Raw genomic sequence first — 22,803 nt, forward strand, 5'->3', positions numbered from 1 at the left:
CTTCCACGGTTACGTGTTTTTCGCACGTTCACAATCACGCTCACTAATTGCTGCCAAAGTTTGTTTGACACGCTCTGAGTCTCGGCGGAAATACAGGAGTAATGTTGCCATAAGACCTCAAGTCCAAACTTAAAACTATTTCGATTTGATTTGACCCCATATTGTTGTTAAAGAAGTGTCGGGACGAATTTCAAGTCCACCTTCAGGATCACGATCGAGATTGACACCCGTCCCGCCAATCGTAGTAGCACCATTCATACCGATTAGCGTTTTCCCATTCCCAGATGTATCCTCGAAGCGATCTGCCCCTTCCTTCTCATTAAAATCCCAGAGTGCCAACGTGTGTACATCCGTGAAGAAACGATGCGGCGGATCAAACGGCGAGACCCCCTCCTCGCCGGGCAAATCATACCGGGCAATATTTGAAAACCTTATCGCATCAATCGCACCATGAAAGTAAGTCTTTCGCGATAACACTTGTTCATCTTTCGTTATCAACCAGTCTTCAATATATCCGCCTACAAAGAAATCTCTAACCGCTTCAGGGAGACGCAGCTCCGCAGCCACGACGTTCATAATGTCAAATTTTCCGCCGTTAATAATCTGATCGTTGTACGCCAAATAAAACGTGCTGTCCGTGAAAATGACTGCCATGTAGTTCCATTGATCTCTTTTGATGACAGCATCAATGCCTGTAACACCTCTCGCTACACCTTCAAGATATGCTAAACCATAAGAACAAACTTGATCCTTCTTACCGAGCCTACCCCGACACCTATCCTCATTTCCGGTCAATCCGAAGACAATTTGCTGACTTAGAATGATATTTGACTCTAATGGCTTCGGTTCAGCTTTCGGATAGAACCACACCTCAGCCGTAAACGTATCGGTACTTTTTGGGAAAATATAGCCGTATTCTGCAAGGGGGAGGATCGCATAGTCATCCTCACCGTCAAGCACCAAAACACCACCCGAAGGCTCGAAAGAAAATACAGGCAGAACTAAACTAAACACTAACACCGCACTGAGTAGAAACTTACAACTAATAAACATCAAAAACCCCTTTTTTCCAAAAATTATTATCAAGAAGATGTCTGCAGCTATTTCTTTTTATTCTCTTCAAGCGAGATGTAAAACAGTCCCATCTTTTTAGCACTACTGATCAGAGCAGTAGCACTATAGAGTTTATCGTTAGCGATGACGAGCTCACTGATTGTATTTGGCACTTCCGAAGAAATCTGTTCCCACTGTGCCCGCGTATTCAAACGATAACTGCCAGCATTGCCTGCACCATAAACTGTTGTGCCATCCACGGCAAATTTGTCTATGACGACGCGTGTACCCATTCCATCAGTAAGCACGCGCCAGTTTTCCCCAGTTCGCGAAGTCACGACACCATTATCTGTTGCGACATAAACCGATGATCCTGCAAAGATTACATCTTCAAAGTGAGTGAAACGGAGCGGCAAGGTTGGTGTGACATCTCTCCAACTCTCCCCTTCATCAAGCGATTGAAATAGCTGACCATCCCATTTGCCAGCGTAGACGGTCTCTCCTGAAACCGCTAATTTGAATACCTGGATGGATGTCTCAGAATGATTATCCTCTATTAATCCAGTGCTTGTCCACTCTGGATCACCGAGTTTCCATTTGAAAAGTTCTCCTATGTATTCTATATAAAACACATTACGACTCGCCGCAGCAGTCTCAGTTCTCAGACGAGATACGTGACGATAGTCTCGCTCTTTTGACTCATATTTTTCATCAGCAAGTTTATAACGATCGAAAATGGGGACACCTTGAACGGAAATGAAACTATCGCCATCGGTAGATAAACGGAAAATTCCGACATTGGCTCCTGTAGGGCCTCCAGTTAAAAGAGAATAAAGAATGTTGCCAACAACTATCAGTTTTAAATCAACGGTCACACTGGTAGTGAAGGGACTGAATCCAGCTTTTTGTCTATCAGTCGGAACTATTTTCCAGGACACGCCCGCATCCGTTGATTGATAAACTTCATAGCCATTATGGGCGTATAATCTATTGTTAAAGGCGACGATATCAACTATAACAGTTCCCATCATCCCGTTCATAAATAGATGCCATGACGCACCACCGTCAGTCGTGCGATGAATGCCGAACATGTTGGCTTTGTAACACGTTTTCTCGTTTACTATCACAGCTGGAAGGCGGCTTCTCCGCCGAAAATTTAGGTCGCTTCCAAGTTCGGTCCAAGTTTGTCCACCATCTATTGAACGAGATTGCACGAGACCCAATGCCAAGAGTGTCTTACCAGTCGCTAAAACCGTTATACCCGCCGGTGGACCTGTAGGAAGATATTGATTTTCATGCCATATTTCAGTCCACGACGCGCCCAAGTCAGTTGAATGGAAAATTTTGGCAAAATGCCACCTATTATCCCGCATGACTTCGTCCATTTCACTTGGCGTTAATCTCACCAAAAACTCGTGCCCTACTCCAGCATAAACATTATTCCCTGAGACTGCCAAGGAACAGATGGCTCCGGATGTATCCAACGGCAGTTTTTTCCAGATGTCTGAATCGAGACGGTAGAGACCGTTCTCTGTAGCAGCAAACACTGTTTTTCCAACAGCAGCCACTGCGGAAATTTTTTCGCCTGTCAACCCGTCGTTAAGAGAGGTCCATTGCGCACCACCATCTGTGGATCGGAAAATCCCACTATCTCTAAGGGCGAGATACATCGCAATAGACACCTGTGAACTGGACGCTTCTTCAGCACCTGTAATGACAAGTTCAACAGCATCTCCCTTGGGTCGGGGCCCCAGTGTTATCCACGTCTCTCCCCTGTTGTCCGAAGTAAATATCTCGTCAGTAGCAACAATATAAAGCCCACCACTATGCGCTGCCATCGGCATCAAAGATTCGCCAATCGGGAGACTCGCGTCAACGCGTGTCCATGCAGTCGCATCTGCCGTTAATCTGTATATCCCTGTTTGTAGAATAGCATAGACGGTCCCATCAGACGCAGCGAAGATATTGCGGACAGGTCCCGCTGGTGGTCCGTTTCCCTGCATCCACTGTGCTGTAGAAAACTGGGTGGCATTCTCCGATGGAACAGATGCTGAAGTTACATTAGAAACTTGGGTGCCAGCACGGCTGGTTTCATTCGGACCCGTATCCCGTCCAACCTGATTTCGCACAGCGGGTTTCGTTGCTATATCAAGAATGATAGGGACATCAACGATTTCAATCGTCGGTTCAGATTGTGCTTCAAAACTGTACGGCTTCTGGAAACGGGTAAGGTACCGGTTGCTCGCACCGAGGAGTAAGACAACCAAAACCGCAGCCGCTCCTAAAGCCATCCATGGAAGGAACGGTTTAGCAGCCGGAGGCGGAGTAGGTTTCATGTCAGCGACCTGTCGCATAACGTTCTCGCCCAAACTTGTCGGTATTCGCACGCCACCGAAAACTTCTTGGATCATCAGTTCCTCGTCCTCTTGCAAACGCTTTCGACCCCGACGAAGCCTACTTTTAATTGTGCCCACGGACACCCCTAAAAATTTACCAATCTCTTTAGCAGTCATCTCCCCGAGATAATAGAGTGTCACCACTGTGCGTTCGCTCTCTGGAAGCTTTGCGAGCAGCTGTTTGACGAGTTCACGGCGACGCTCGGCGCGTTCCGTCTCTCGCGCTTCTGATACGTGATGTATATAAGAGGATCTTTCAACTTCTTCCACAGGTGTGCCCTCCAGCGATTCCGTTATGAGCCTTCTCTTCCGACTCCAATCAATACAAAGTCGATCCGCGATGACATACAGCCATCCAGCAAACTGATTATGATTCTTGAGTGTTGAGAGTTTTTTATATGCTTGAAGGAAGGTGTCTTGCGTAATATCTTCAGCAATGTGAAAATCCCCGAGCTTCCGCCATACGAGCGCGTGCACGCTTTTCTGGTATCTTTGGAGCAAGATACCAAATGCTGCATCGTCTCCCGATAAGGTTCTCTGAATCAGTTGAACATCGTCTTCTCTTTCCACGAGATCCCCCCTGATGAAAGGATGGCATCGCGTCCTATGCACTCAAAGACTGAACCTGATGTAGAGTCTTGTAATACCATCTCTAAAATTTTATATTCCATCAGCACCGTTTATGAAGTATGAAAATCCAGTTCGCCCCAGGCCCGGTAGGTGCGGTTTCCTAACCGCACCGGACTTTCACAAAAAATTACCGAATTAATCCTTTTTTAATTCTCCATCTAACCACACCGAGCCTGTTATGTCAAGTGTTTGCAGCCCATGAGAGTTTCAAGTTCAAAACGATTCTGACTTGACTTGGCCCCAGGTCGTCGCTAAAGAGGTGTCTGGTCGAATCTCAAGCCCATCTTCAGGAGCACGCTCAAGATTAACACCCGTTCCACCAAGCGTAATGGCACCATTCATACCGATTAACGTTTTTCCATTCCCCGATTCATCTTGAAAGTGATCTGCCCCTTCCTCGTCATTAAAATCCCAGAATGCCAACGTGTGCGCATCAATAAAAAAATGAGGCGGCGGTTCAAATGGCGAGGGACCCCGCTCGGCAGGTAAATCATATCGAGCGATATTTGAAAACCTTATCGCATCAATCGCACCATGAAAGTACGTCTCTCGGGCTAACACTCGCCCATCCCTATTGACTATTAACTTATCTTCAGCATAGCCACCGATAAAGAAATCTTTAAACCCCTCAAGGAAAAATATCTCCGCAGCCACGACGTTCATAAAGTCACGTTTCGCACCCCGAAGAATTTGATTGTTGTACGCCAAATAAATCGTGCTGTCCTTGAAAATGACTGCCAGATAGTTCCATTGATCCGTCTTGATGACAGCATCAATACCTCTGACACCGTTCGCCGCTGCGCCTTCAAGGTATGCTAAACCGTAAGAACAGACTTGATCCTTCTTACCGACCCTACCTCTACAATCATCTGCCGTCAATCCGAAAGCAACTTGCTGACTCAGAATGACACCTTTCTCTCCTTGCTCGGGTCGAGATTTCGGATAGAACCACACCTCAGCCGTAAACGCATCGGTATCTCTCGGAAAAATATAGCCATGTTCGGCAAGTGGAAGGATCGCATAATCATCTTCACCATCCAGCATCAAAACACCACCCGAAGGTTCAAAAGAAAATACAGGAAAAACTAAACTCAGCAAGAACACCACACTGAGTAGCAATTTACAGCTCATATACATCAGAAATCCTCAAAGTACATTGGTTCATCGTTGCGCAATTCTGCGGCGTACCCGCCTACCTCCTTGATAAGGGGGGTTGCAACGTGCATTATTGCGCATTACGTAAGTTCCAATAAAGTAACGCGATACGCTTTACACCCTCTATTATTAAAGACGAATTTTGAGTCAGAAAAGATGCATTATACAAAAAAATCGAATGCCAACGCCACAAACCCATATAATCAATAGAGTAGGAGCCTCTCAAACTCGTAAAAAAAATCGCCCTGCCTGCATTTCAAATCCGCTCGACATTTTCCACCGCTTTACGATATAATATAAATCTTGGCACAAGACTACGACAATAGAAGTGACTATCGAACACATCTCGGTGGTTCTTAAAACGAAGTTCTCAACAGAACTTGTCAATGCCTTAAAACCTGCACTTCAAGATATAGACGATTTGGAACGACTCGAGGATCTTTACCTCCAAGCAATTCACGCGCGCAGCATCCAAGCCTTCGCACAAAAACTGATTCAATAGACGTATGCCACTTACCGCAAAAAACGCATTGAGGTAAATATACCGCTCCCAACCATTAATGCTTGCCAATCACACACTTCATCAATTACACTTGGGACAAAACCCTGAAAAAATCCTTTAATCCTGTGAATCCTGAACCTGACAATAACATTCTTCACCCTTTATTTTTTTACTTGACATTTGTTAATAAAAATAATATAATATCTTATCACATCTTTGAAAAAAGGAGAATGCCACGCCAATCTACGAAAAACGCAATACGCCATCAAAATAATTTGTTGCCCATCCGCAGAATGTTACACTTTTCATCAAATTATTTTTTTTATCGCGGAAAACCAGATGCAAAAATACACCCCTAAACCCTTACAACCATTGAGTTCCTTTCCAATAACCTCTATGCCGAAATGTTACACTGGTGTAACATTTTAAAGGGGTAAACCGACAAAAAACTTGACAGCAAAACCCAAACAAGTTAATATTGTCACATCATCAGAACCAGTCCGAGATTTTAAACAAACTTAATCGTTACAAGGACGGTTGAGGCGCATCGCAAACCGGCTTTTGACAGGGACCCCACCTGTTACTAAGAAGGGGCGGAAAAAGCCGAGCGGGAATCCAATCGTTAAAAATTATGAAAACTTATCGCGTTGCCATACTGGGGTGTCGGAGCCGCGGCACCTCCGCAGCAAAGGCATACCACGCACATCCGCGCACCGAAATCGTGGCACTCTGTGACCTCGTCGAAGAACGGTTAGAGGCACTCGGTAACATCGTGAACGTCTCAGCACACTTCACCGATTTAGACGAGATGATCCAACAGACAGCACCCGACATTGTCGCTATCCCGACAGCAACAGAGGCCCACTATCCGCTCTGTATGCGTGTCCTTGAACACGGCGTGAATATTGAGGTAGAGAAACCCCTCTGCATTGACCTCGTTCAAGCCGATGAAGTGCTGGCGAAGGCGAAAGCGAAAAACGCTCGCGTCGCCGTGCATCATCAACGCCGCACGAGTCCATCAATGCATGCGGTCGCGAAAGCCTTAGACGAAGGAAAAATTGGCGACCTCCGCTACATCTACGCCAGCGGGAAAGGCTACTACGCCGGTTACGGGTTAATGAACATCGGAACGCACGTCGTCAACAACATGCTCCGTTTCGGTGGACACTGCCGAAGCGTCGTAGCACAGGCGACAACGGGTGGTCGCGCCATCGTCCATGATGATGTCCTACCCTCACCGGCTGGCATGGGCACAGTCACAGGCGAATATGTTACCGCAACGTTCCAATTCGACGGAAATGTCACCGGCACGCTCATTCAGCACCGATTTCCAAAGGTTGATACCGATGCCTACGTCATGGAACTCTACGGCACTGAAGGCAGACTCTTCTGGTCGGAATTGAAAGGCTCGTGGTGGCTACCCACACCGCATTTCGTCCCCGATGGCACACACGACCAGTGGGAAGCACTCCCTTCTATCTATCCAGAGCATTTTGATCCAAATAAAGGGGCAGATGCCGACGATTACTGCTTCGTTGAAGAGTATGTAAACGCATTAGACGAGGACCGAGAACACGAGTCTAACGGCGAAGAGGGTCGCCACGTCATTGAGATTTTGATGGCGATTTTTGAATCTGCTGTTTACGGCACACGTGTTGAATTACCCCAGAAAAACCGCGAGCATCCGCTATTACAGTGGCGTACCGAAGCCGGTTTAGGCGACATAAAAGAGATGCCGCGCGACTACGGTACCTGGCTATCACTGGAAGACGAACGTTTGTATCAATAGTTATCAGTTATCGGTTATCAGTTATCAGTTAAAAGAGATAGCTGATAATCCCAAAGTCTCTTTCTGAAAACTGAAAGGTTTTTCATGCCTCGCAGTGAGAGAAAACCGTACTGACAACTGACAACTACTAAAAACTGACAACTATTCCTCTAAGGAAGAAACCCATGCCGAACCCTACAACGAATGCTGACAATCTACCACCGATCCCACTTACCGAAGAACAACGGTTTCTCTTTGATACCCGTGGATGGCTCCTGTTCCCAGGGGTGCTCAGTGAAACCGAGGTTAAAGAGATGCGTGAGTTCTGTTACCAACTCAAACAGGATCCCGAGTCAATCCCTGAACACCATCGTTCTTCTATTGGCGGTCCCCTTGAATCGCTCACAGATCATCCCATTGTGCTCGGATTCATGAACGAATTCCTGACCTCCGGTTATGCGAATGAAAACTGCTACGGATTCCGGCTGGAAAGCACATTCCTAACTATCCGAGCAAACGGACACGATAACTTCCAACCGCACGGCGGACGCGGGATGCTCAACTTCCCCGGCAACTCGCATACGTATCATCTGCACCACGACAAGGCACACAGCGGATTGACGCGTGTCGTCTGGGAACTCAACCCGGTCCAGGAAGGCGGCGGTGGAACGATGTTTCTTACTGGCAGTCATAAAGGCGCATTTCCGGCTCCAAAGTCAACGGCGGATCGCAATTCACCGCTGTGGGAGGACTACACCTGCCCCGCTGGTTCCATGCTGGTTTTTACAGAGGCAATCACACACACAGGGGCGAAATGGACAGACGAAGAAGCCGATCGAGTCGCACTTTTCCAATGCTACAATACTGTTGGAAACAAGTGGCATAAGTGGGACCCCCATCCAAAGCACCTCGAAAAGATGCCGTTCAAACGTCAAACGCTCTTCCGTCCCGTCCACTGTCAGGACAACACACCAACGTTAGATGCCGTGTAGAGATCCGTTGAATTTCACCTTGTTCAACCCAACTACGATTTCTTTGACTTTGAAACAATCCACTTATAATCTACGTTGTTGAAAATTGACAAAAAACCCGTTTTTAACAACGGAAAAAACGGAGCAGAACCCAAATATTTAAAAACATGAAGATTACGAATGTCAAATCCTTTGTATCAGAAAGCGGTCATTTCTTCGTGAAAGTCGAAACCGATGCCGGTATCTACGGTGTCGGAGAGGGCGGATTACGCCGCCGCGCGCTCGCCTTAGCCGAAGTCATCCGCTCATTTGAGCCGTTTCTTATCGGCGCAGACCCGTTTCGCATTGAGCACCTGTGGCAAGTGATGTTTCGTGGCGGCTTCTTCCCCGGCGGCGTCGTCCAATCCGCCGCAGTGAGTGCCGTAGATATTGCACTCTGGGACATCAAAGGAAAAGCACTGAACGTCCCCGTCTACGAACTCTTGGGCGGACGCACGCGAGACAAAGTCGTCTGCTACCCACACAACGGTGGTGGATCAATTGAGGCACTCATCGAGAGCTGTCGGCAAACCTACGAAGCCGGTTGGAAATTCGTCCGATGGAGCGTGGTTGATCATTCTGACAGTGGCGGGACGTTTGAACCCAGACGCGCGGTCCGAAACTGTGTTAAGCAGGTAGAAGCCGTCCGCCACGCATTCGGCGACGATCTTGAAATACTGATTGACGTGCATACCCGCCTCGATCCAGCAGACAGCCTTGATTTCTGTAACAAGGTCGCACAATACGATCCATTTTTCATTGAGGACCCCCTTCGAGCAGAAAACCCCGCCAGTCTCAGACGGCTTAGACAGCAGACCTCGGTGCCAATTGCAGTTGGTGAGCAATTTGATAGCAAGTGGACATTCCGAGAAGTCATTGAAGAAGATCTCATGGATTACTGCCGCGTCGATCTCTGCATCGCCGGTGGGTTAACGGAGGCACGCAAAATCGCAGGATGGTGTGAAACGCATTATATCTACATAGCACCGCATAATCCATTAGGACCTGTATCCGCTGCGGCGTGTCTGCATCTCTCTTTGTCATCAGCACTCCTCGGTGTACAGGAACAGCCACGCGCCCCAATGTCCTCAATGACCGACGTTTTTCCCGTGCAGGTGCCTTGGGAAGCAGGCTACCTCTTACCGCCTGAACGTCCAGGACTCGGTATCGAATTCAATGAAGACGCGCTTACCAACGTCACAACGCAAGAATATGGACCACCCCACGGCTATCAACGCGACGACGGTGCCTATACGAATTGGTAATCTTAAAGGTAGCAGGCACGCTCCGTGTGCCGTTGCCACTTAAAGGTAGTAGGCACGCTCCGTGTGCCGTTGCCACAAAGGAGAAAATTGAAGAATGACAACCGCTGAAATTAAAGCGATGGCGACAGAATATATTATTAATACTTACGGCGACAGAAGCCTGGCATTCGTTAAAGGCGAAGGACCTTACCTCTGGGATGCCGACGGTAAAAAATACCTCGACTTCCTTGGTGGACTCGCCGTTAACGGCTTAGGACATTGCCACCCGAAAGTCGTCGAAGCCATCCGTGAGCAGGCTGGCAACCTGCTGCACACGTCCAATCTCTATTATATTCAACCGCAGGCAGAACTCGCGAAACTCCTCATCGACAACTCCGATATGGATCAGTGCTTCTTCTGTAATAGCGGTGCCGAAGCGAACGAAGCAGCAATTAAACTGGCGCGGAAATACACCAAAGACAGCGGCAGAACGGATGCCTACGAAATCATCACAATGGATAACTCGTTCCATGGACGCACAATGGCAACCATCACTGCCACTGCGCAGACGAAATACCATGTCGGGTTTGAACCGATGCTTGAAGGTTTCAAATACGTGCCGTTCGACGACCTCGAAGCAACAGAAGCCGCCATCAGCGAAAAAACCTGCGCCATCTTAGTTGAACCGATTCAGTCCGAGGGCGGCGTTAATATGCCAAGCGATGGCTACCTCCAGGGATTACGAGAACTCTGTGATAAACATAATCTGCTACTAATCTTTGACGAAGTACAGACAGCAATGGGGAGATTAGGGACCTTCTTCGGATATCAGAGTTATGGTGTCGTGCCAGATGTAATTACCATGGCAAAAGCACTCGGTAGCGGTGTACCTATTGGTGCGATGTTAGCGAAACGGCATATAGCGGAGAGCTTTGTTCCCGGGACCCACGCAGCGACATTCGGCGGTAATCCGTTAGTCACTGCAGCGGCAGCCGCAACCGTCAGAACGATTCTCGAAGAGAACCTCGCCGTGAACGCCGTTAAAATGGGGAATTACCTTGCAGGCGGACTCATGGAACTCAAGAGCAAGTATCCGATTAAAGAGATCCGTGGAAAAGGCTTACTCCGCGGTTTAGTCATGGAAGTCGATGCCAAACCACTCGCAGCGCAATGTATTGAGAACGGGCTTGTCACGATATGCACCAACGATTATGTCCTCCGGTTCTTACCACCGCTGAATATCAACGCAGGTCACGTCGAAGAAGCCGTTAATATCGTCGAAAAATCGATGTCGGAAACTCTTTAAGATGTCATATCCGATACACCGAATCCCCAGTAGGAACGATTGCCAGACCGCGATTTTTTTCACAGTGCACGCTGTGTGCTTTCTACTGTTCGTAGTCATCGCTGGATGTATTCCCAGTACTTCCGCGGATCGATTGTCACCCGCCACCCGTGCGGAAGTAGAGGGTATCCTCAATACACTGCAAGCGAGATACGATCTCACCGGCTCTTTAAAGATAATCCAGATGGCAGTAACCATTGAGGAAGGCGATCAGCGCGAAGAAGTCCGAGAATCGCTGTGGTATAAAAAATCAGAAAGCGGTGGGGAGCTGCTCCTGATCCAAGCATTAGGCCCCATCAACGAACCACGTGCAGTCGTAATCGCTAATCGAGACGAGAATCAATTCGTACTCGCGCTTCTGAACGAAGAAAGAACCTACCACGGGCCACTATCCGACGGGGCTTTAAAAGAGATTTTTGGTGTAGACCTGCGCGTCTCAGATGTCTTGAGTGCCATCTTCGCCAATCCGTTTCTTGACAGACGCACGGATAATTTCACATCGGTTGAAAACTCCGGCGCAAAATTTACCATCACGCGCCCAGGGATCAAAGACGAACATGTAGAAACCGTTACCCTCTTTGTCCGTGAAGGTGAACCGCGAGTGACAGATTGGCATATCCACGATAAAAACGGAGTGCTTCAGCAACGCGCCACTTTTTCCGACTATCGAAAAGTAGGCGGTATCTTACGTCCACACAAGGTCGAAATCAAACGTCCGATCGAACAAACGCGGGTTGCTGTCAATATTGCCAAAGTCGAACTGAATGTCGAGATTAAGGATAGTAAGTTTGACGCGGCACGGTTCCTATCAGAGGATTTTGAAATCATCCCGTTATCAGAATTAGCGGATTGACAGACAAAAATCGTGCGAAATTTACGCGTTCGCGCCCATGCGAAAATCAACCTCTATCTAAATGTCGTCGGAAAACGCAAGGACGGCTATCACAACCTCGAAACGATCTTTCATTCTATCGGTTTGCACGACGATGTTATCATCCGCAAGCAGAACACAAAGCATATAACCGTCCATTGCGAACATCCAGCGGTTCCGTCCGATGCTCGCAATCTGGCACACCGTGCGGCACAATGCCTCAGCGATGCCGTAGGTGGCATCGGCGGCATCGCAATTGAGATTTTCAAACGGATTCCGGTCGCCGCTGGACTTGCAGGCGGGAGTGCAAACGCTGCCGCCGTCCTTCACGGCGTGAACGAACTCTTTGGACTCGGTTTCACACAGGAACCCCTAATGCGCTTCGGGGCGCAGTTAGGCGCAGATGTCCCGTTCTGTCTGCACGGCGGTGCCGCATTAGGACTTGGTATCGGCGACCAGTTAACGCGTCTTCCCGTACTCTCTGACCTACCGCTCCTCCTTTTAAACCCAGGCGTTGAAATCTCGACAGCGGCTATTTTTAAAAAGTTAAACTTTCCCTTGACAAAGCCTGAAAAAGACGGTATAATTATAAGGACTTACATAGAGAAGGGTGACATCCTCAGCATCGGGAAAAACCTTTATAATCTTCTTGAAATACCCGTTTTTTCCGAACATCCCGAAATCGCTGCGCTAAAAACCGCGCTATCTACGCAGCCCGGTTGTTGTGGCGCGCTGATGTCAGGGAGCGGTGCCACGCTGTTCGCTATAATGCATGACAGTCAAGCCGCACGCCAGAGTGAATCACACTTCAGAAACAGAAACAAGGTTAACTTTTGCGAGACGACGGTAACCAGTCCTGTCGGTGTATACATTGATGGTTAATTAAAGGGCGGTGGCCAAGCGGTAAGGCACAGGTCTTTGGCACCTGCATGCGTAGGTTCGAATCCTACCCGCCCTGTCTCCTTTTTGATACGGTTCCTGAATCTATGAAAAAGTTTTTTTCACGAGCAGGTTTTCGCCCCGCGCGCCATTCCATTAAGCACAGGTTTCAATAACATCAGAAACTTTAGCACGGAATGAAATGGAGTGCGGATTTAAGAAACGTACTCAGGAGTCTAAACGCACGAATTTTAACCGCAAGGAAAAGTAAAAAAACAAAATGCTACAAGCAAAATTAGAGGTTCAACAACGCGATACTTTCGGGAAGCAGAGCGCACGCGACCTACGACGTAACGGTGGGCTCCCCGCTGTGTTGTATGGGCGCGCGCAAGACACCTTGTCGATTCAACTTAACGCACGGACCTTCAACCAATTTCTACGAACGTACGGCGAAAACGTCATCATCAATATGGTAATCGGTGAAGCGGATAGTGAAACCGTTATCATCAAAGAAATTCAACGCCATCCGGTCGAAAAACATACGTTGGTCCATGCGGATTTCATCAGAATCTCGCTGGATGAACCTGTAACATCAGCCGTCCCGGTGGTTTTGGAAGGTAATCCGCCTGGCGTGCAGGAGGGAGGCGTCCTCGAATTTCCGCTCCGCCATGTGTCACTTCACTGTCTGCCTATGCGCACGCCGACCGATATTTCGGTTAACGTCGGTGAATTAGACATCGGTGACGCTATCCATGTGAGCGACTTAAGCCTCGATGAGGACATCGAAATCTTAGATGACCCGCAACGGATTATAGCGACGGTCAGCCAGCCGCGTGTCCAACTCGAAGACGAAACACCAGAGGCTGAAGAAGGTGAAGAAGGTGAAGTTGAAGGTGAAGAAGGTGAAGAAGCCGCTGCTGAACAGCCTTCGGAACCAGAAATTATCTCCCGTAGACGTAGGGACGACGACGAGGACGAATAACGCTGTTTGTACCAAGAAAGCACAAGGAAAGTACGTCAATAGGTACGCTGCCCCTCTTAAAGCCGGCGTGCTTTTCTTAGGCATTCTTGTTTTTGCTGCCACGCTTAGTAGTATCGCCGAAGAACCTGCCGTCCGTTTCATTGACGCAGATGGGAAAACCATTGCGGAAGTGTCTGCGCAACACCGAGAAGAGCAGGTTTACCTTCCCGTTGACGCGGTGAAACAGGTCATCGATCCCGCGGCGACCCATCAATATAACCATCCCCAAAAACGACTCACCCTTGAAATCAAAGGTAGGCAAATTCGCCTGCAAATGGATAAACCAACAGTTAGTATTGATGGTGGACAGACACTCACACTCTCTACTCCGCCCATTATTATCGCTCAGCGCCCCATGCTGCCCATCGCCTTTTTTAAACAACTCCTGCCAATTTTCAATAATGTTGATGTCATCTACAACTCCAACTTGAATAGGTTACAGATAAGACCGAAAGGCACATGGACATCCGTAGAGACAGACAACATCCAAAATTGGAGCATTATTGTCGATCCAGGACACGGCGGAGACGACCAAGGCTGCGAAGGTAGCACCGGGATCCTTGAGAAAAACATCGTCCTCGCACTCGCAAAACAACTTCAACGGATCAGTAAACAGCAGGGCGTACAGGTTTATCTCACTCGCGAAACAGACACCAAAAGAACACAGTTTGAGCGCATTCAGGTCGCTAAACAGAATCAAGGCCAACTCTTCCTCAGCTTACACTGTAACGCCTCTTTCTCACCTCATGAAAAAGGTATCAGGATCTACCTCAACAACCCCAAAGGACAAATCCGTTTCCCAAGTACCACCAAACCAACACTCACAGGACAACGGCTAAAAGTTCTTACCCAAGTCAATTTTTTAAAGCAGAGCCATGACTTCGCACGCGCACTACAAACGGAACTGAACTTTCTAACAGAAACGCCGATTCAGATTATCGACCTCCCACTCATTGCGTTATCTGAAGCCTATATGCCCGCCGTTGTCTTAGAACTCGGCTACCTTTCCAACGTCGAGGACTTAGAAAAACTTTCTAATGCTGAGTACACCGAAAGCGTTTCACAAGCGATTACCCGCGCACTCCAACGATACATATCTTCTGCCAACCAGCAGATCCCACAACAGCGATAAAATAATAGGACATCAAGCGGCTTACGACAGGAAGAACTATGATAGACGATCAGGCAGCAACGAATACGTCTCAAAGCACAAATGGTTATCGGTTTTCAGTTCGGTTTTTCTGCGAAAAACCTTTCGATTATCAGTTAAGAGAAAAACTTTATTATCAGCGTTTGCCTCTTAACCGAACAACTCTCACTGCGAGGCAAACCGACAACCGACAACTATTTAACAATGCCGGATTTTCGAGACTCTTAGTCATCTGGGGAATAACCTTCATTGCGGTACTTATCTGTCTCGGTGTGACACTACTGCTCATTGAAAGATCGAAGCAAGTAATGCTGCCAATTGCACCACCCGTGATACCGACTGCCGCTAACCCTTTAGATACGCCACCGGAACCCCAAGAGGTCAATCTATTTCTGCTTGATGCTACCACGCTTACACTCGTTCCCATTAAAACCGAACGGCGACTCCATAGAGAACTTACGCCACGTTTGAGTCAGGTGGTCAGAGCACTTATTCAGGAAACACCGCCGAACTTCAGAAACACCATCCCCCGTGGAACAGAACTCAACGAAGTTTACATCGACAGCCAACAGACCGCGTACTTGGACTTCTCAAGTCATCTCACTGATGGACATATTGGCGGCACAACAGCAGAATTTCTGACGGTCACAGCAATTCTCAAAACCGTCTTTGACGCATTCCCTGATGACATTAAACAGGTTCAAATTTTAATTGATGGCGAGGAAGTGAAAACAATTGCAGGGCACCTCAACCTCTCGCAACCTTTACGCCTTCCCGAATAAAACGATATAATGCCCGAACCGGACTAAGCATGGACAAAAACACAAAACTCATCGTTGGACTCGGCAATCCAGGGATACGCTATGAACAGACAAAACATAACGTCGGTTTTCGCGTGATCGACGCGCTCTATGAAGAATTCTGCCAACGAGATTCTGAGCAGCGACCGACACACGCATCAATTTGCAACTCGCTGGTTATACAGACGACATGGCACAACGCGTCTATCATCCTCGCCAAACCGATGACCTATATGAACAACAGCGGTGCTGCTGTCGCGGCACTCGTTAGGCGGTTTGAGATTCCGCTGCCGGAACTCTGCATCGTTTATGACGATGTCCACTTAGACATCGGTGCACTTCGGATGCGGCGGAAGGGCAGCGATGGCGGGCAAAAAGGAATGAAATCTATCATCCATCACTTAGGCACCACAGAATTCCCGCGCTTGCGCATCGGTATCGGTGAACCGATCGGGGCCTTAGTCGATTATGTCCTCACCGAATTTTCGGAAGATGAAGAAATTGAAATAGCACATACTGTTGATCGTGCCGTCAATGCCCTTGAAACCCTCGTCAAAGACGACATTCTGACAGTAATGAATAAATTTAACAGTCGCTAAAATAGCAGTCAGTCCAATAATTGATAACCGAAAGATTTTTCATGCCTCGCAGTGAGAAAAAATCGTACTGACAACTATTAAAACCAAACAGGAAACTGATGACAACCCAAAAACCCTCTTTGCTGACGGACGAAAGTCTCCGAAAGCCGAAAGCCAAAATACAAACAGCCATTGATGCTGTCCTAAAAGCAATACAACTCTGTGAACAAGTGCAAGCCGAGATGGTGTCAACAGATGCGATTCAAAAGGCAGACCGAAGCCCTGTAACCGTCGCGGACTTCGGGTCGCAGGCACTGATATGTCAAGCGATTGGCGATGCTTTTCCCGATGCCACTATCGTCGCGGAGGAAAACGCAAAAGCACTCAAAGAGAACGCGTCGCTCTTGGAACGCGTCACTGACTACGTGAACCGTTTTTACAAAGACACATCGCCTTCAGCAGAAACCATTTGCGAATGGATCAATAAGGGGAGCGGTGAAGTCGGACCAAGTTTCTGGACGCTTGATCCGATTGACGGCACGAAAGGTTTTCTGCGTCGCGACCAGTACGCGATTGCCTTGGCTTACATTGTTGACGGCGTTGTTCAACTCGGTGTTTTGGGGTGCCCGAATCTGCCCTACCGACTGGACGCTGCAGAACCTGAGCGCGGATGCCTTTTTGTCGCAATTCGCGGCGAAGGCACACAACTCTACACCAAAACAGGTGAACCTTTAGAACCCGTACACGTATCAAAAGCAGTCCACCGATTCGCAGAGAGTTTCGAGTCCACACACGGTGACAGCGATGCACATGCCAAGATTGCGAACGCACTCGGGATTACAGAATCGCCTGTCCAGATGGACAGCCAAGCCAAGTACGGCATCGTTTCGCGTGGCGAAGCGTCCCTTTATATCCGTCTCCCGAATCCGGCTTTTCCAGATTACCGCGAGTGCATCTGGGACCACGCCGCGGGGATGATTGTAGTTGAGGAAGCAGGCGGTACGGTCACAGACGCGAATGGCGCACCCCTTAATTTTTTGACAGGAAAACGGATGCATGAAAATCGAGGCATTGTCGCAACCAACGGAAAACTCCATCAACACGTTTTGAAAGCACTAACTAAACTGTAATTCTGATACTCGACGAAATAGCACGTAGGTGGGATTCCCGAATCTCAACCTTCTCATCTAAAACAATTAAGGAACCTGTACGCCGAAGCGATCAAGTACAGACCTCATCACAAGAGGCCATAGTTAAAAACATGAAAGTTGGGCAAATTGTTGCACCCCGTCAGATCGAAATTATTGACATAGAACAACCGAACCTCACCAACTATCCCGACGGCACAGTGATGATTAAAACCGTCCACAGTGCCATCTGCGGAACGGATATGCCATCGTTCGTCCTTGAACACCCAGCAGAAAGTTACCCACTTGGAGCGGGGCTTTCGATTCACGAGGCGATAGGCGTTGTCACAGACAGCAAATCAGATAGATTCAAGATAGGAGATGAGGTGCTCGCACTACCACGCCACGTCGGTGGACTCTCAGAATACTTCCTCTCGGATGAAAGCGTCACGATGCCGTTGACGGACTTCCCACGAAAAGATTGCATCCTGATGTCCCAACCGCTCGGCACTGTGGTTTGGGCATGTCGGAAACTGCCGAACCTACTCAACCTTGATACAGTCGTTATCGGACAGGGACCGATGGGATTACTCTTTACACACATGCTGAGCAACCTCGGCGCGAAGACGGTAATTACGACCGATCTGGTCGATTTCCGACTCACAGTATCAAAGAAGATGTGTGCAACACATACGATTAACGCTGCCAAGGAAGACCCTGTCGCTGCCATTGAGGAAATTACGGAAGGTAGGATGGCGGATCTGGTTGTTGAGGTCGTCGGTCACCAAACAGAGACTATCAACCAGTGTCTTGAACTCTTAAAACGTGAAGGTACACTCCTCGCTTTCGGCGTACCGGATGACCATATCTACGACTTCCACTTCGCAGATTTTTTCCGTAAGAACCTCAAATTCATCGGTTCCGTTGGGCCGGATGCACAGAACGACTTCCCACTGGCGATGGATATGATTGCCCAAGGTCGCTTGGATGTGTCGCCGATTATTACACACCATCTACCTTTCACAGAAGCACAACTCGGATTTGAAATGGCACTCAACAAGAAAGACGAGGCGATTAAGATAGTTTTTGATTACCAATAGTAGTAGCTGATGAAGTTTAAGAAAATATTTCGGTAGACGGACAATAAATTGCTCTACTACAAACAGACGGGAAACCCGTAGTAGTGCGATTCTGCGGCGTACGCGAAGAAACACCCAAGCAAAACCCCAAATGCGACCTGCATTATCGCACGTTTCAACATTACCGAATTAATAAATTAATCTTCATCAGCTACAACGGTAATTCAACAGGACGTCCCTCACGGCTGGATTGATAAATAGCAAGGATAATCTCAACGGCTTTGCGTCCCTCACGTCCATCAACGAGATGTGAGGCATCACTTTCAAGTCCATTAATCAGGTTTTCCATCTGTCGCCGATGATTCGCATGATTAATCGCACGCGGGTCAGACGCACCGCCGCCGGTATCTGTCTTTTGGGCGAATTTCTCTCGGATTTCCGCATCTTCAGGAAGCTCCGGGTCGAATTCCCATGTAACGATGTCCTCTTCGGCTAAAACGACGGTCCCGTGTGTACCAGAGATTTCAGTTTTCTTAAGCATGCCGGGGTAAGCAGCAGTCGTGCCTTCAATGACACCGAGTGCACCGTTTTCAAACCGGAGCGCGGCGACCGCGGCATCTTCAACCTCTATCCGTTCATGCGCCAACGTATCGGTGAACGCTTGAACGGTTTTGACGGGACCCATAAAATACTGGAGTAGATCAATAGCGTGGATAGACTGGTTCATGAGCGCACCACCGCCGTCAAGGTCCCACGTGCCGCGCCAGCCGCCACTGTCGTAATACTCTTGGGAGCGGTACCATTTGATGTAGGCATCGCCTAAGGTCAACTTGCCGAACCGACCACTCTCAATTGTGGACTTAACGAGTTGCGTGCTTTCAGTGAAACGTGAATTGAAGATAGCACAGAGTCGAACATCTGCTGCATCGCACGCTTCAATAATCTGATCGCATCGTTGTAAGGTGATTTCCAACGGTTTTTCGACGATGACATGTTTACCGGCTTCTGCGGCGGCAACAGCAGGTTCTAAATGCGCACCGCTTGGCGTACAGACGCAGACGATATCTAAGTCGTCTCGTTTGAGCATCTCTGAATAATCGGTGTAGCTATCAACGTCGTATCGATCGGTAAGTCGTTTGGCGTTTTCAGCGTTCCGTGAACTGACTGCGACCAATTGCCCGTGTTCTAATTCAGAAATTGCGGCGGAGTGGAAATCGGAAATCATTCCGCACCCAATAATACCAAATCCGTAAGTTTTCATATTTTTAACTATGGTCCTTTGCTATAATCTGACCTACGGTCAGATTATCGGTTTCTGATGTATTCTGTATACTTTGGTAAACAAGCACAGATTTTATATCTATAGAATGAATCACACCTACGAAGCATGGAAAATAAATTATGACTTCCAACGAAAATCAAGTTCCAGAGCAGGCACCTACAGAGGAGCAAGACACTGAGCAGACACCTACCAATAAAGCCTTTAGAATCGTCTGCATGACGTTTTGCCTTGCAGTGACAGTGCTGTTTATCTGGGTCTGGCATCACCAAACCCAGTTCAATGACCACTATCGGAAGGCAACTTTCCTGATGCACAAAGGCGAAGCAAAACAAGCAATTGAAGCATATCAGAAGGCGATTAAAAATAAGACGCGTACGCTTTTCTTCACGAAAGATTCATCGATTTCCTCGGCTTACAATAACCTTGGACATCTGTACGCCAGCATAAAGGAATACGCTTCTGCTGTTGAGAATTTTAAGAAAGCGATTGAGATAGTACCCAATAGCGCGAAAGGTTACATCAATCTGACAACTGCCTATCTCCGGCAGAACTTAGCGGCAGAAGCGCGCGAGGTGTGCCTACAAGCCCTCAAAACTTTTCCGAAAACTGCCTCACTCCATTATAACCTTGCCTGTGCTTACGCCTTAGAGGACAAATCTCAAAAAGCGATAGACTCGCTCACTCAGGCGGTCCGTCTCAACCCAGAGCTTAAAACACTTGCGCAACAAGAGAATACCCTTAAGGGAATTGTGTCTGAACTTCCGTGAATTCCAAGCACTTTACAATATATCTGCTAACTTTCTACCACAGCGCGTTGTCTTAATTTCACATGATTTCCCACCAAAAGGCACTTGTAACTGGGGCCTTTTGAGTTGTTTCACTTCTAATGAGCGCGGAGAGATATGTTTTACCGGTGTTGCTCTCACCGACGAACACAGTCAGTGGACGGAGATCTATTTCTGCCTTCTCTATAGGTCCAAAATTCTCCACTGCAATACGAATATCTGGTGATTGCTGTATCTCTTTGGTTCTCTGCATCATCTTTACCTACCAGCAACGATCTTAAACCTATTATACGCCTATTCCTACCTACTGGCAACGAAAAATGGGCGAGATTGAAATCTCGCCCATCTCTATTTACAATAGGAAGTAGACAGATACAATTTACTACTATCTCTTCAAATTACCCCACATCGTCGCCAATTTACCACGCGCCGAAACATCAAGCGTATCGCTAACAATCTTCTGGAGTTCCGCTTCAGTCAGCGCATAGTTGGCTAACATTAATTCATCAATACGTCCCTGAAAGAAACGGGGACAACATCCGTTATTCTCACCGCCGAACCGTAAAGGCTTATCCGCTCTGCTTAGACCGGGTCCCTTCTGCGCGATAGCAGTGCCATCAGATTCACCATTGATATAGAAACCGGCTTCCTTGCCATCCCACACAACAGCAACATGGCTCCACTCTTTCGCTTTGATCTTGCCGTCAGAAATATGGTAACCAGGGACACTGGTCTCGTAGAAGTAGTAAGCGAGCTTCCCTTCTCCGGGTTCAATTTGCAGATAATAGGTGTTCTTGTAAAAGATAGTGAATTTATTTTCCTGACCACCCGCGGGGAGTTCGTCAGGATAAACCCACGCCATCATAGTAATGGCTTCGTCTATATCAATCTCATCGGAGTGTGCAACCTCTATGAAATCAGCTTTGCCAGCTTCACCCGCCATCTGCACGGCTTCGCCGAGAATGCCTTCAGCCCACTTGATATTTCCCTCGAATTCACCGACCAAGCCAGCAGTCGCCTCCTCGCTCTGTTTCCCGTTACCTTCGTCGAAGTGCCAGACATAAAGCTGCTTACCGAGTTGTTTCACATTACCCTTCCCGCCCGCAGTGTACCCCGCGAAGCAGAGCGATAGACTTAGAAAAACGCATAGCATCATAAGCATCTGGGTTCTCATCAGTGGTTCCTCCTTTTAGAATGAACAAAAGGGCGGGTACAAGCACCCGCCCCTACGATAAAACTTGGCAACAGGCAGGCATTGTGGCACTGCTGCTATGACAGAGAATATTTATCTACTTCACATTTTTAACTTGCCCCACGTCGTAGCAAGTTTATCCTTCGGAGACACAGCAAAGAAAACACCGTTTTCCATATCTTGGTTAATCTCTTCAACAGTGAGGGCGCGGTTGTAGATCGCCACCTCATCGACCAAGCCGACCATCCCCTTTAGTCCCGTTTGCGCCTTACCGATACGGAAGACAACATCAATGCTGTTAATCTTACCAGCAGGCGGTTCAAATTCGACATCCAATTCACCATCAATGTATTGGCGAATCATATCGCCATCGTAGGTAGAAGAGACGTGATGCCACTCCTTCAACGCCGGTTTAATGGTCTGTTTATTCCGAGAACCTTGCCATCCACCGATGTTGATCCACGTCTCGATTTGTGGGGAACCGGTAAACTGTGCACTCCACTAGAGACAATAACCCCCGACGTTCGCCCCGCTCCTGCGTCCCATCAAGTTAGAGTCACCTTGGGACTCCTCTGGGAAAAACCACGCTTGGATCGTGAGTTCATCAGTGATGTCAAGTTCAGGGACCGCGTCAACCTCTACAAATTTCTCAGTGTCTTCAAGATGGACAGCACCACCGAATTTGCCATCTTTCGACCAGACTGCACCTTCAAAGGTGCCTTCAAGGTTATTTCCACTCACGTCTAAAACTTTGCCACCGTCGTCTTCGTCAAAAGTGAAGTACAACATGAGCGCGTCATCATCGTTTATTGCCCACACACTGACACTGAAACTCAGAGCGATGACGATGAAAACTGTGATAATCGGTCTCATTACAATGGACTCCTTTTTTTATCAAATCTTCGGTGTCAAAACCCAACCCTCGTAGGTTTGGGA

Annotated in this window: 21 protein-coding genes, 1 tRNA gene and 1 pseudogene; 15 read left to right on the top strand and 8 right to left on the bottom strand. The window is 48.0% G+C overall.

All coding sequences use genetic code 11. The features are described from left to right. Positions 1 to 135 precede the first annotated feature (135 nt). The 3 genes from OXH00_23240 to OXH00_23250 all read right to left on the bottom strand — a co-directional run bounded on the left by OXH00_23240 (position 136) and on the right by OXH00_23250 (position 5,210). Positions 136 to 1,053, bottom strand: coding sequence for a hypothetical protein (locus tag OXH00_23240; GenBank protein ID MCY3743941.1), 918 nt, complete (start codon positions 1,051 to 1,053; stop codon positions 136 to 138). Positions 1,054 to 1,100: 47 nt separating this feature from the next. Beyond that, positions 1,101 to 4,019 carry a sigma-70 family RNA polymerase sigma factor gene (locus OXH00_23245; GenBank protein MCY3743942.1) on the bottom strand — a complete coding sequence of 973 codons (2,919 nt, stop codon included), beginning with the start codon at positions 4,017 to 4,019 and terminating at the stop codon, positions 1,101 to 1,103. Between the two features lie 273 nt (positions 4,020 to 4,292). After that, positions 4,293 to 5,210, bottom strand: coding sequence for a hypothetical protein (locus OXH00_23250; protein MCY3743943.1), 918 nt, complete (start codon positions 5,208 to 5,210; stop codon positions 4,293 to 4,295). A gap of 352 nt (positions 5,211 to 5,562) precedes the next feature. Between OXH00_23250 and OXH00_23255 the strand changes: the two genes are divergently transcribed. The 14 genes from OXH00_23255 to OXH00_23320 all read left to right on the top strand — a co-directional run bounded on the left by OXH00_23255 (position 5,563) and on the right by OXH00_23320 (position 18,629). Continuing rightward, positions 5,563 to 5,736 carry a hypothetical protein gene (locus OXH00_23255; protein MCY3743944.1) on the top strand — a complete coding sequence of 58 codons (174 nt, stop codon included), beginning with the start codon at positions 5,563 to 5,565 and terminating at the stop codon, positions 5,734 to 5,736. Between the two features lie 631 nt (positions 5,737 to 6,367). After that, entirely contained in the window at positions 6,368 to 7,525 is a 1,158-nt protein-coding gene (locus tag OXH00_23260) for a Gfo/Idh/MocA family oxidoreductase (protein ID MCY3743945.1), read from the top strand. Between the two features lie 164 nt (positions 7,526 to 7,689). Then, positions 7,690 to 8,496 carry a phytanoyl-CoA dioxygenase family protein gene (locus OXH00_23265; protein MCY3743946.1) on the top strand — a complete coding sequence of 269 codons (807 nt, stop codon included), beginning with the start codon at positions 7,690 to 7,692 and terminating at the stop codon, positions 8,494 to 8,496. A 146-nt stretch (positions 8,497 to 8,642) separates the two neighbouring features. Continuing rightward, positions 8,643 to 9,779, top strand: a complete 1,137-nt coding sequence (dgoD, locus tag OXH00_23270) for a galactonate dehydratase (protein ID MCY3743947.1) — start codon at positions 8,643 to 8,645, stop codon at positions 9,777 to 9,779. A 94-nt stretch (positions 9,780 to 9,873) separates the two neighbouring features. After that, entirely contained in the window at positions 9,874 to 11,064 is a 1,191-nt protein-coding gene (locus tag OXH00_23275; GenBank protein MCY3743948.1) for an aspartate aminotransferase family protein, read from the top strand. A gap of 1 nt (position 11,065) precedes the next feature. Next, positions 11,066 to 11,956: a hypothetical protein gene (locus OXH00_23280; GenBank protein ID MCY3743949.1), complete on the top strand. Its 891-nt coding sequence runs from the start codon at positions 11,066 to 11,068 to the stop codon at positions 11,954 to 11,956. Between the two features lie 12 nt (positions 11,957 to 11,968). Beyond that, the gene (locus OXH00_23285) at positions 11,969 to 12,856 is read left to right on the top strand and encodes a 4-(cytidine 5'-diphospho)-2-C-methyl-D-erythritol kinase (protein MCY3743950.1); all 888 of its coding nucleotides are present in this window, start codon (positions 11,969 to 11,971) and stop codon (positions 12,854 to 12,856) included. A 4-nt stretch (positions 12,857 to 12,860) separates the two neighbouring features. Further along, positions 12,861 to 12,932 (top strand) — tRNA-Gln (locus OXH00_23290). 201 nt (positions 12,933 to 13,133) lie between these two features. Next, positions 13,134 to 13,835: a 50S ribosomal protein L25 gene (locus OXH00_23295; protein MCY3743951.1), complete on the top strand. Its 702-nt coding sequence runs from the start codon at positions 13,134 to 13,136 to the stop codon at positions 13,833 to 13,835. Beyond that, entirely contained in the window at positions 13,756 to 15,006 is a 1,251-nt protein-coding gene (locus OXH00_23300) for an N-acetylmuramoyl-L-alanine amidase (protein MCY3743952.1), read from the top strand. Before OXH00_23295 ends, OXH00_23300 begins: the two co-directional genes overlap by 80 nt. Positions 15,007 to 15,044: 38 nt before the next feature. Then, positions 15,045 to 15,806: a GerMN domain-containing protein gene (locus OXH00_23305; GenBank protein ID MCY3743953.1), complete on the top strand. Its 762-nt coding sequence runs from the start codon at positions 15,045 to 15,047 to the stop codon at positions 15,804 to 15,806. A 29-nt stretch (positions 15,807 to 15,835) separates the two neighbouring features. Continuing rightward, on the top strand, positions 15,836 to 16,423 hold the full coding sequence (pth, locus tag OXH00_23310) for an aminoacyl-tRNA hydrolase (protein ID MCY3743954.1): 588 nt from the start codon (positions 15,836 to 15,838) through the stop codon (positions 16,421 to 16,423). Between the two features lie 98 nt (positions 16,424 to 16,521). Continuing rightward, complete coding sequence (locus tag OXH00_23315; GenBank protein ID MCY3743955.1) at positions 16,522 to 17,532, top strand: 3'(2'),5'-bisphosphate nucleotidase; 1,011 nt, start codon at positions 16,522 to 16,524, stop codon at positions 17,530 to 17,532. Positions 17,533 to 17,663: 131 nt separating this feature from the next. Beyond that, complete coding sequence (locus tag OXH00_23320) at positions 17,664 to 18,629, top strand: zinc-binding dehydrogenase (protein MCY3743956.1); 966 nt, start codon at positions 17,664 to 17,666, stop codon at positions 18,627 to 18,629. 190 nt (positions 18,630 to 18,819) lie between these two features. Here OXH00_23320 and OXH00_23325 read toward each other — a convergent pair whose 3' ends face one another. Further along, positions 18,820 to 19,869, bottom strand: a complete 1,050-nt coding sequence (locus OXH00_23325) for a Gfo/Idh/MocA family oxidoreductase (protein ID MCY3743957.1) — start codon at positions 19,867 to 19,869, stop codon at positions 18,820 to 18,822. A 140-nt stretch (positions 19,870 to 20,009) separates the two neighbouring features. Here OXH00_23325 and OXH00_23330 point away from each other — a divergent pair, with 140 nt between their 5' ends. Next, positions 20,010 to 20,657: a tetratricopeptide repeat protein gene (locus OXH00_23330; GenBank protein ID MCY3743958.1), complete on the top strand. Its 648-nt coding sequence runs from the start codon at positions 20,010 to 20,012 to the stop codon at positions 20,655 to 20,657. 58 nt (positions 20,658 to 20,715) lie between these two features. On the opposite strand, the gene OXH00_23335 is transcribed toward OXH00_23330, so the two are convergent. From OXH00_23335 to OXH00_23350, 4 genes and pseudogenes are all read right to left on the bottom strand, one after another. Continuing rightward, on the bottom strand, positions 20,716 to 20,931 hold the full coding sequence (locus OXH00_23335) for an AAA family ATPase (GenBank protein MCY3743959.1): 216 nt from the start codon (positions 20,929 to 20,931) through the stop codon (positions 20,716 to 20,718). A 129-nt stretch (positions 20,932 to 21,060) separates the two neighbouring features. After that, positions 21,061 to 21,849: a LamG domain-containing protein gene (locus OXH00_23340; protein ID MCY3743960.1), complete on the bottom strand. Its 789-nt coding sequence runs from the start codon at positions 21,847 to 21,849 to the stop codon at positions 21,061 to 21,063. A 120-nt stretch (positions 21,850 to 21,969) separates the two neighbouring features. After that, a pseudogene (locus OXH00_23345) lies at positions 21,970 to 22,344 on the bottom strand (LamG domain-containing protein). Between the two features lie 24 nt (positions 22,345 to 22,368). After that, the gene (locus tag OXH00_23350; GenBank protein ID MCY3743961.1) at positions 22,369 to 22,740 is read right to left on the bottom strand and encodes a hypothetical protein; all 372 of its coding nucleotides are present in this window, start codon (positions 22,738 to 22,740) and stop codon (positions 22,369 to 22,371) included. Between the last annotated feature and the right edge of the window lie 63 nt (positions 22,741 to 22,803).

It is taken from the genome of Candidatus Poribacteria bacterium (assembly GCA_026706025.1).
In the GTDB taxonomy this organism is placed as follows: Bacteria; Poribacteria; WGA-4E; order WGA-4E; family WGA-3G; genus WGA-3G.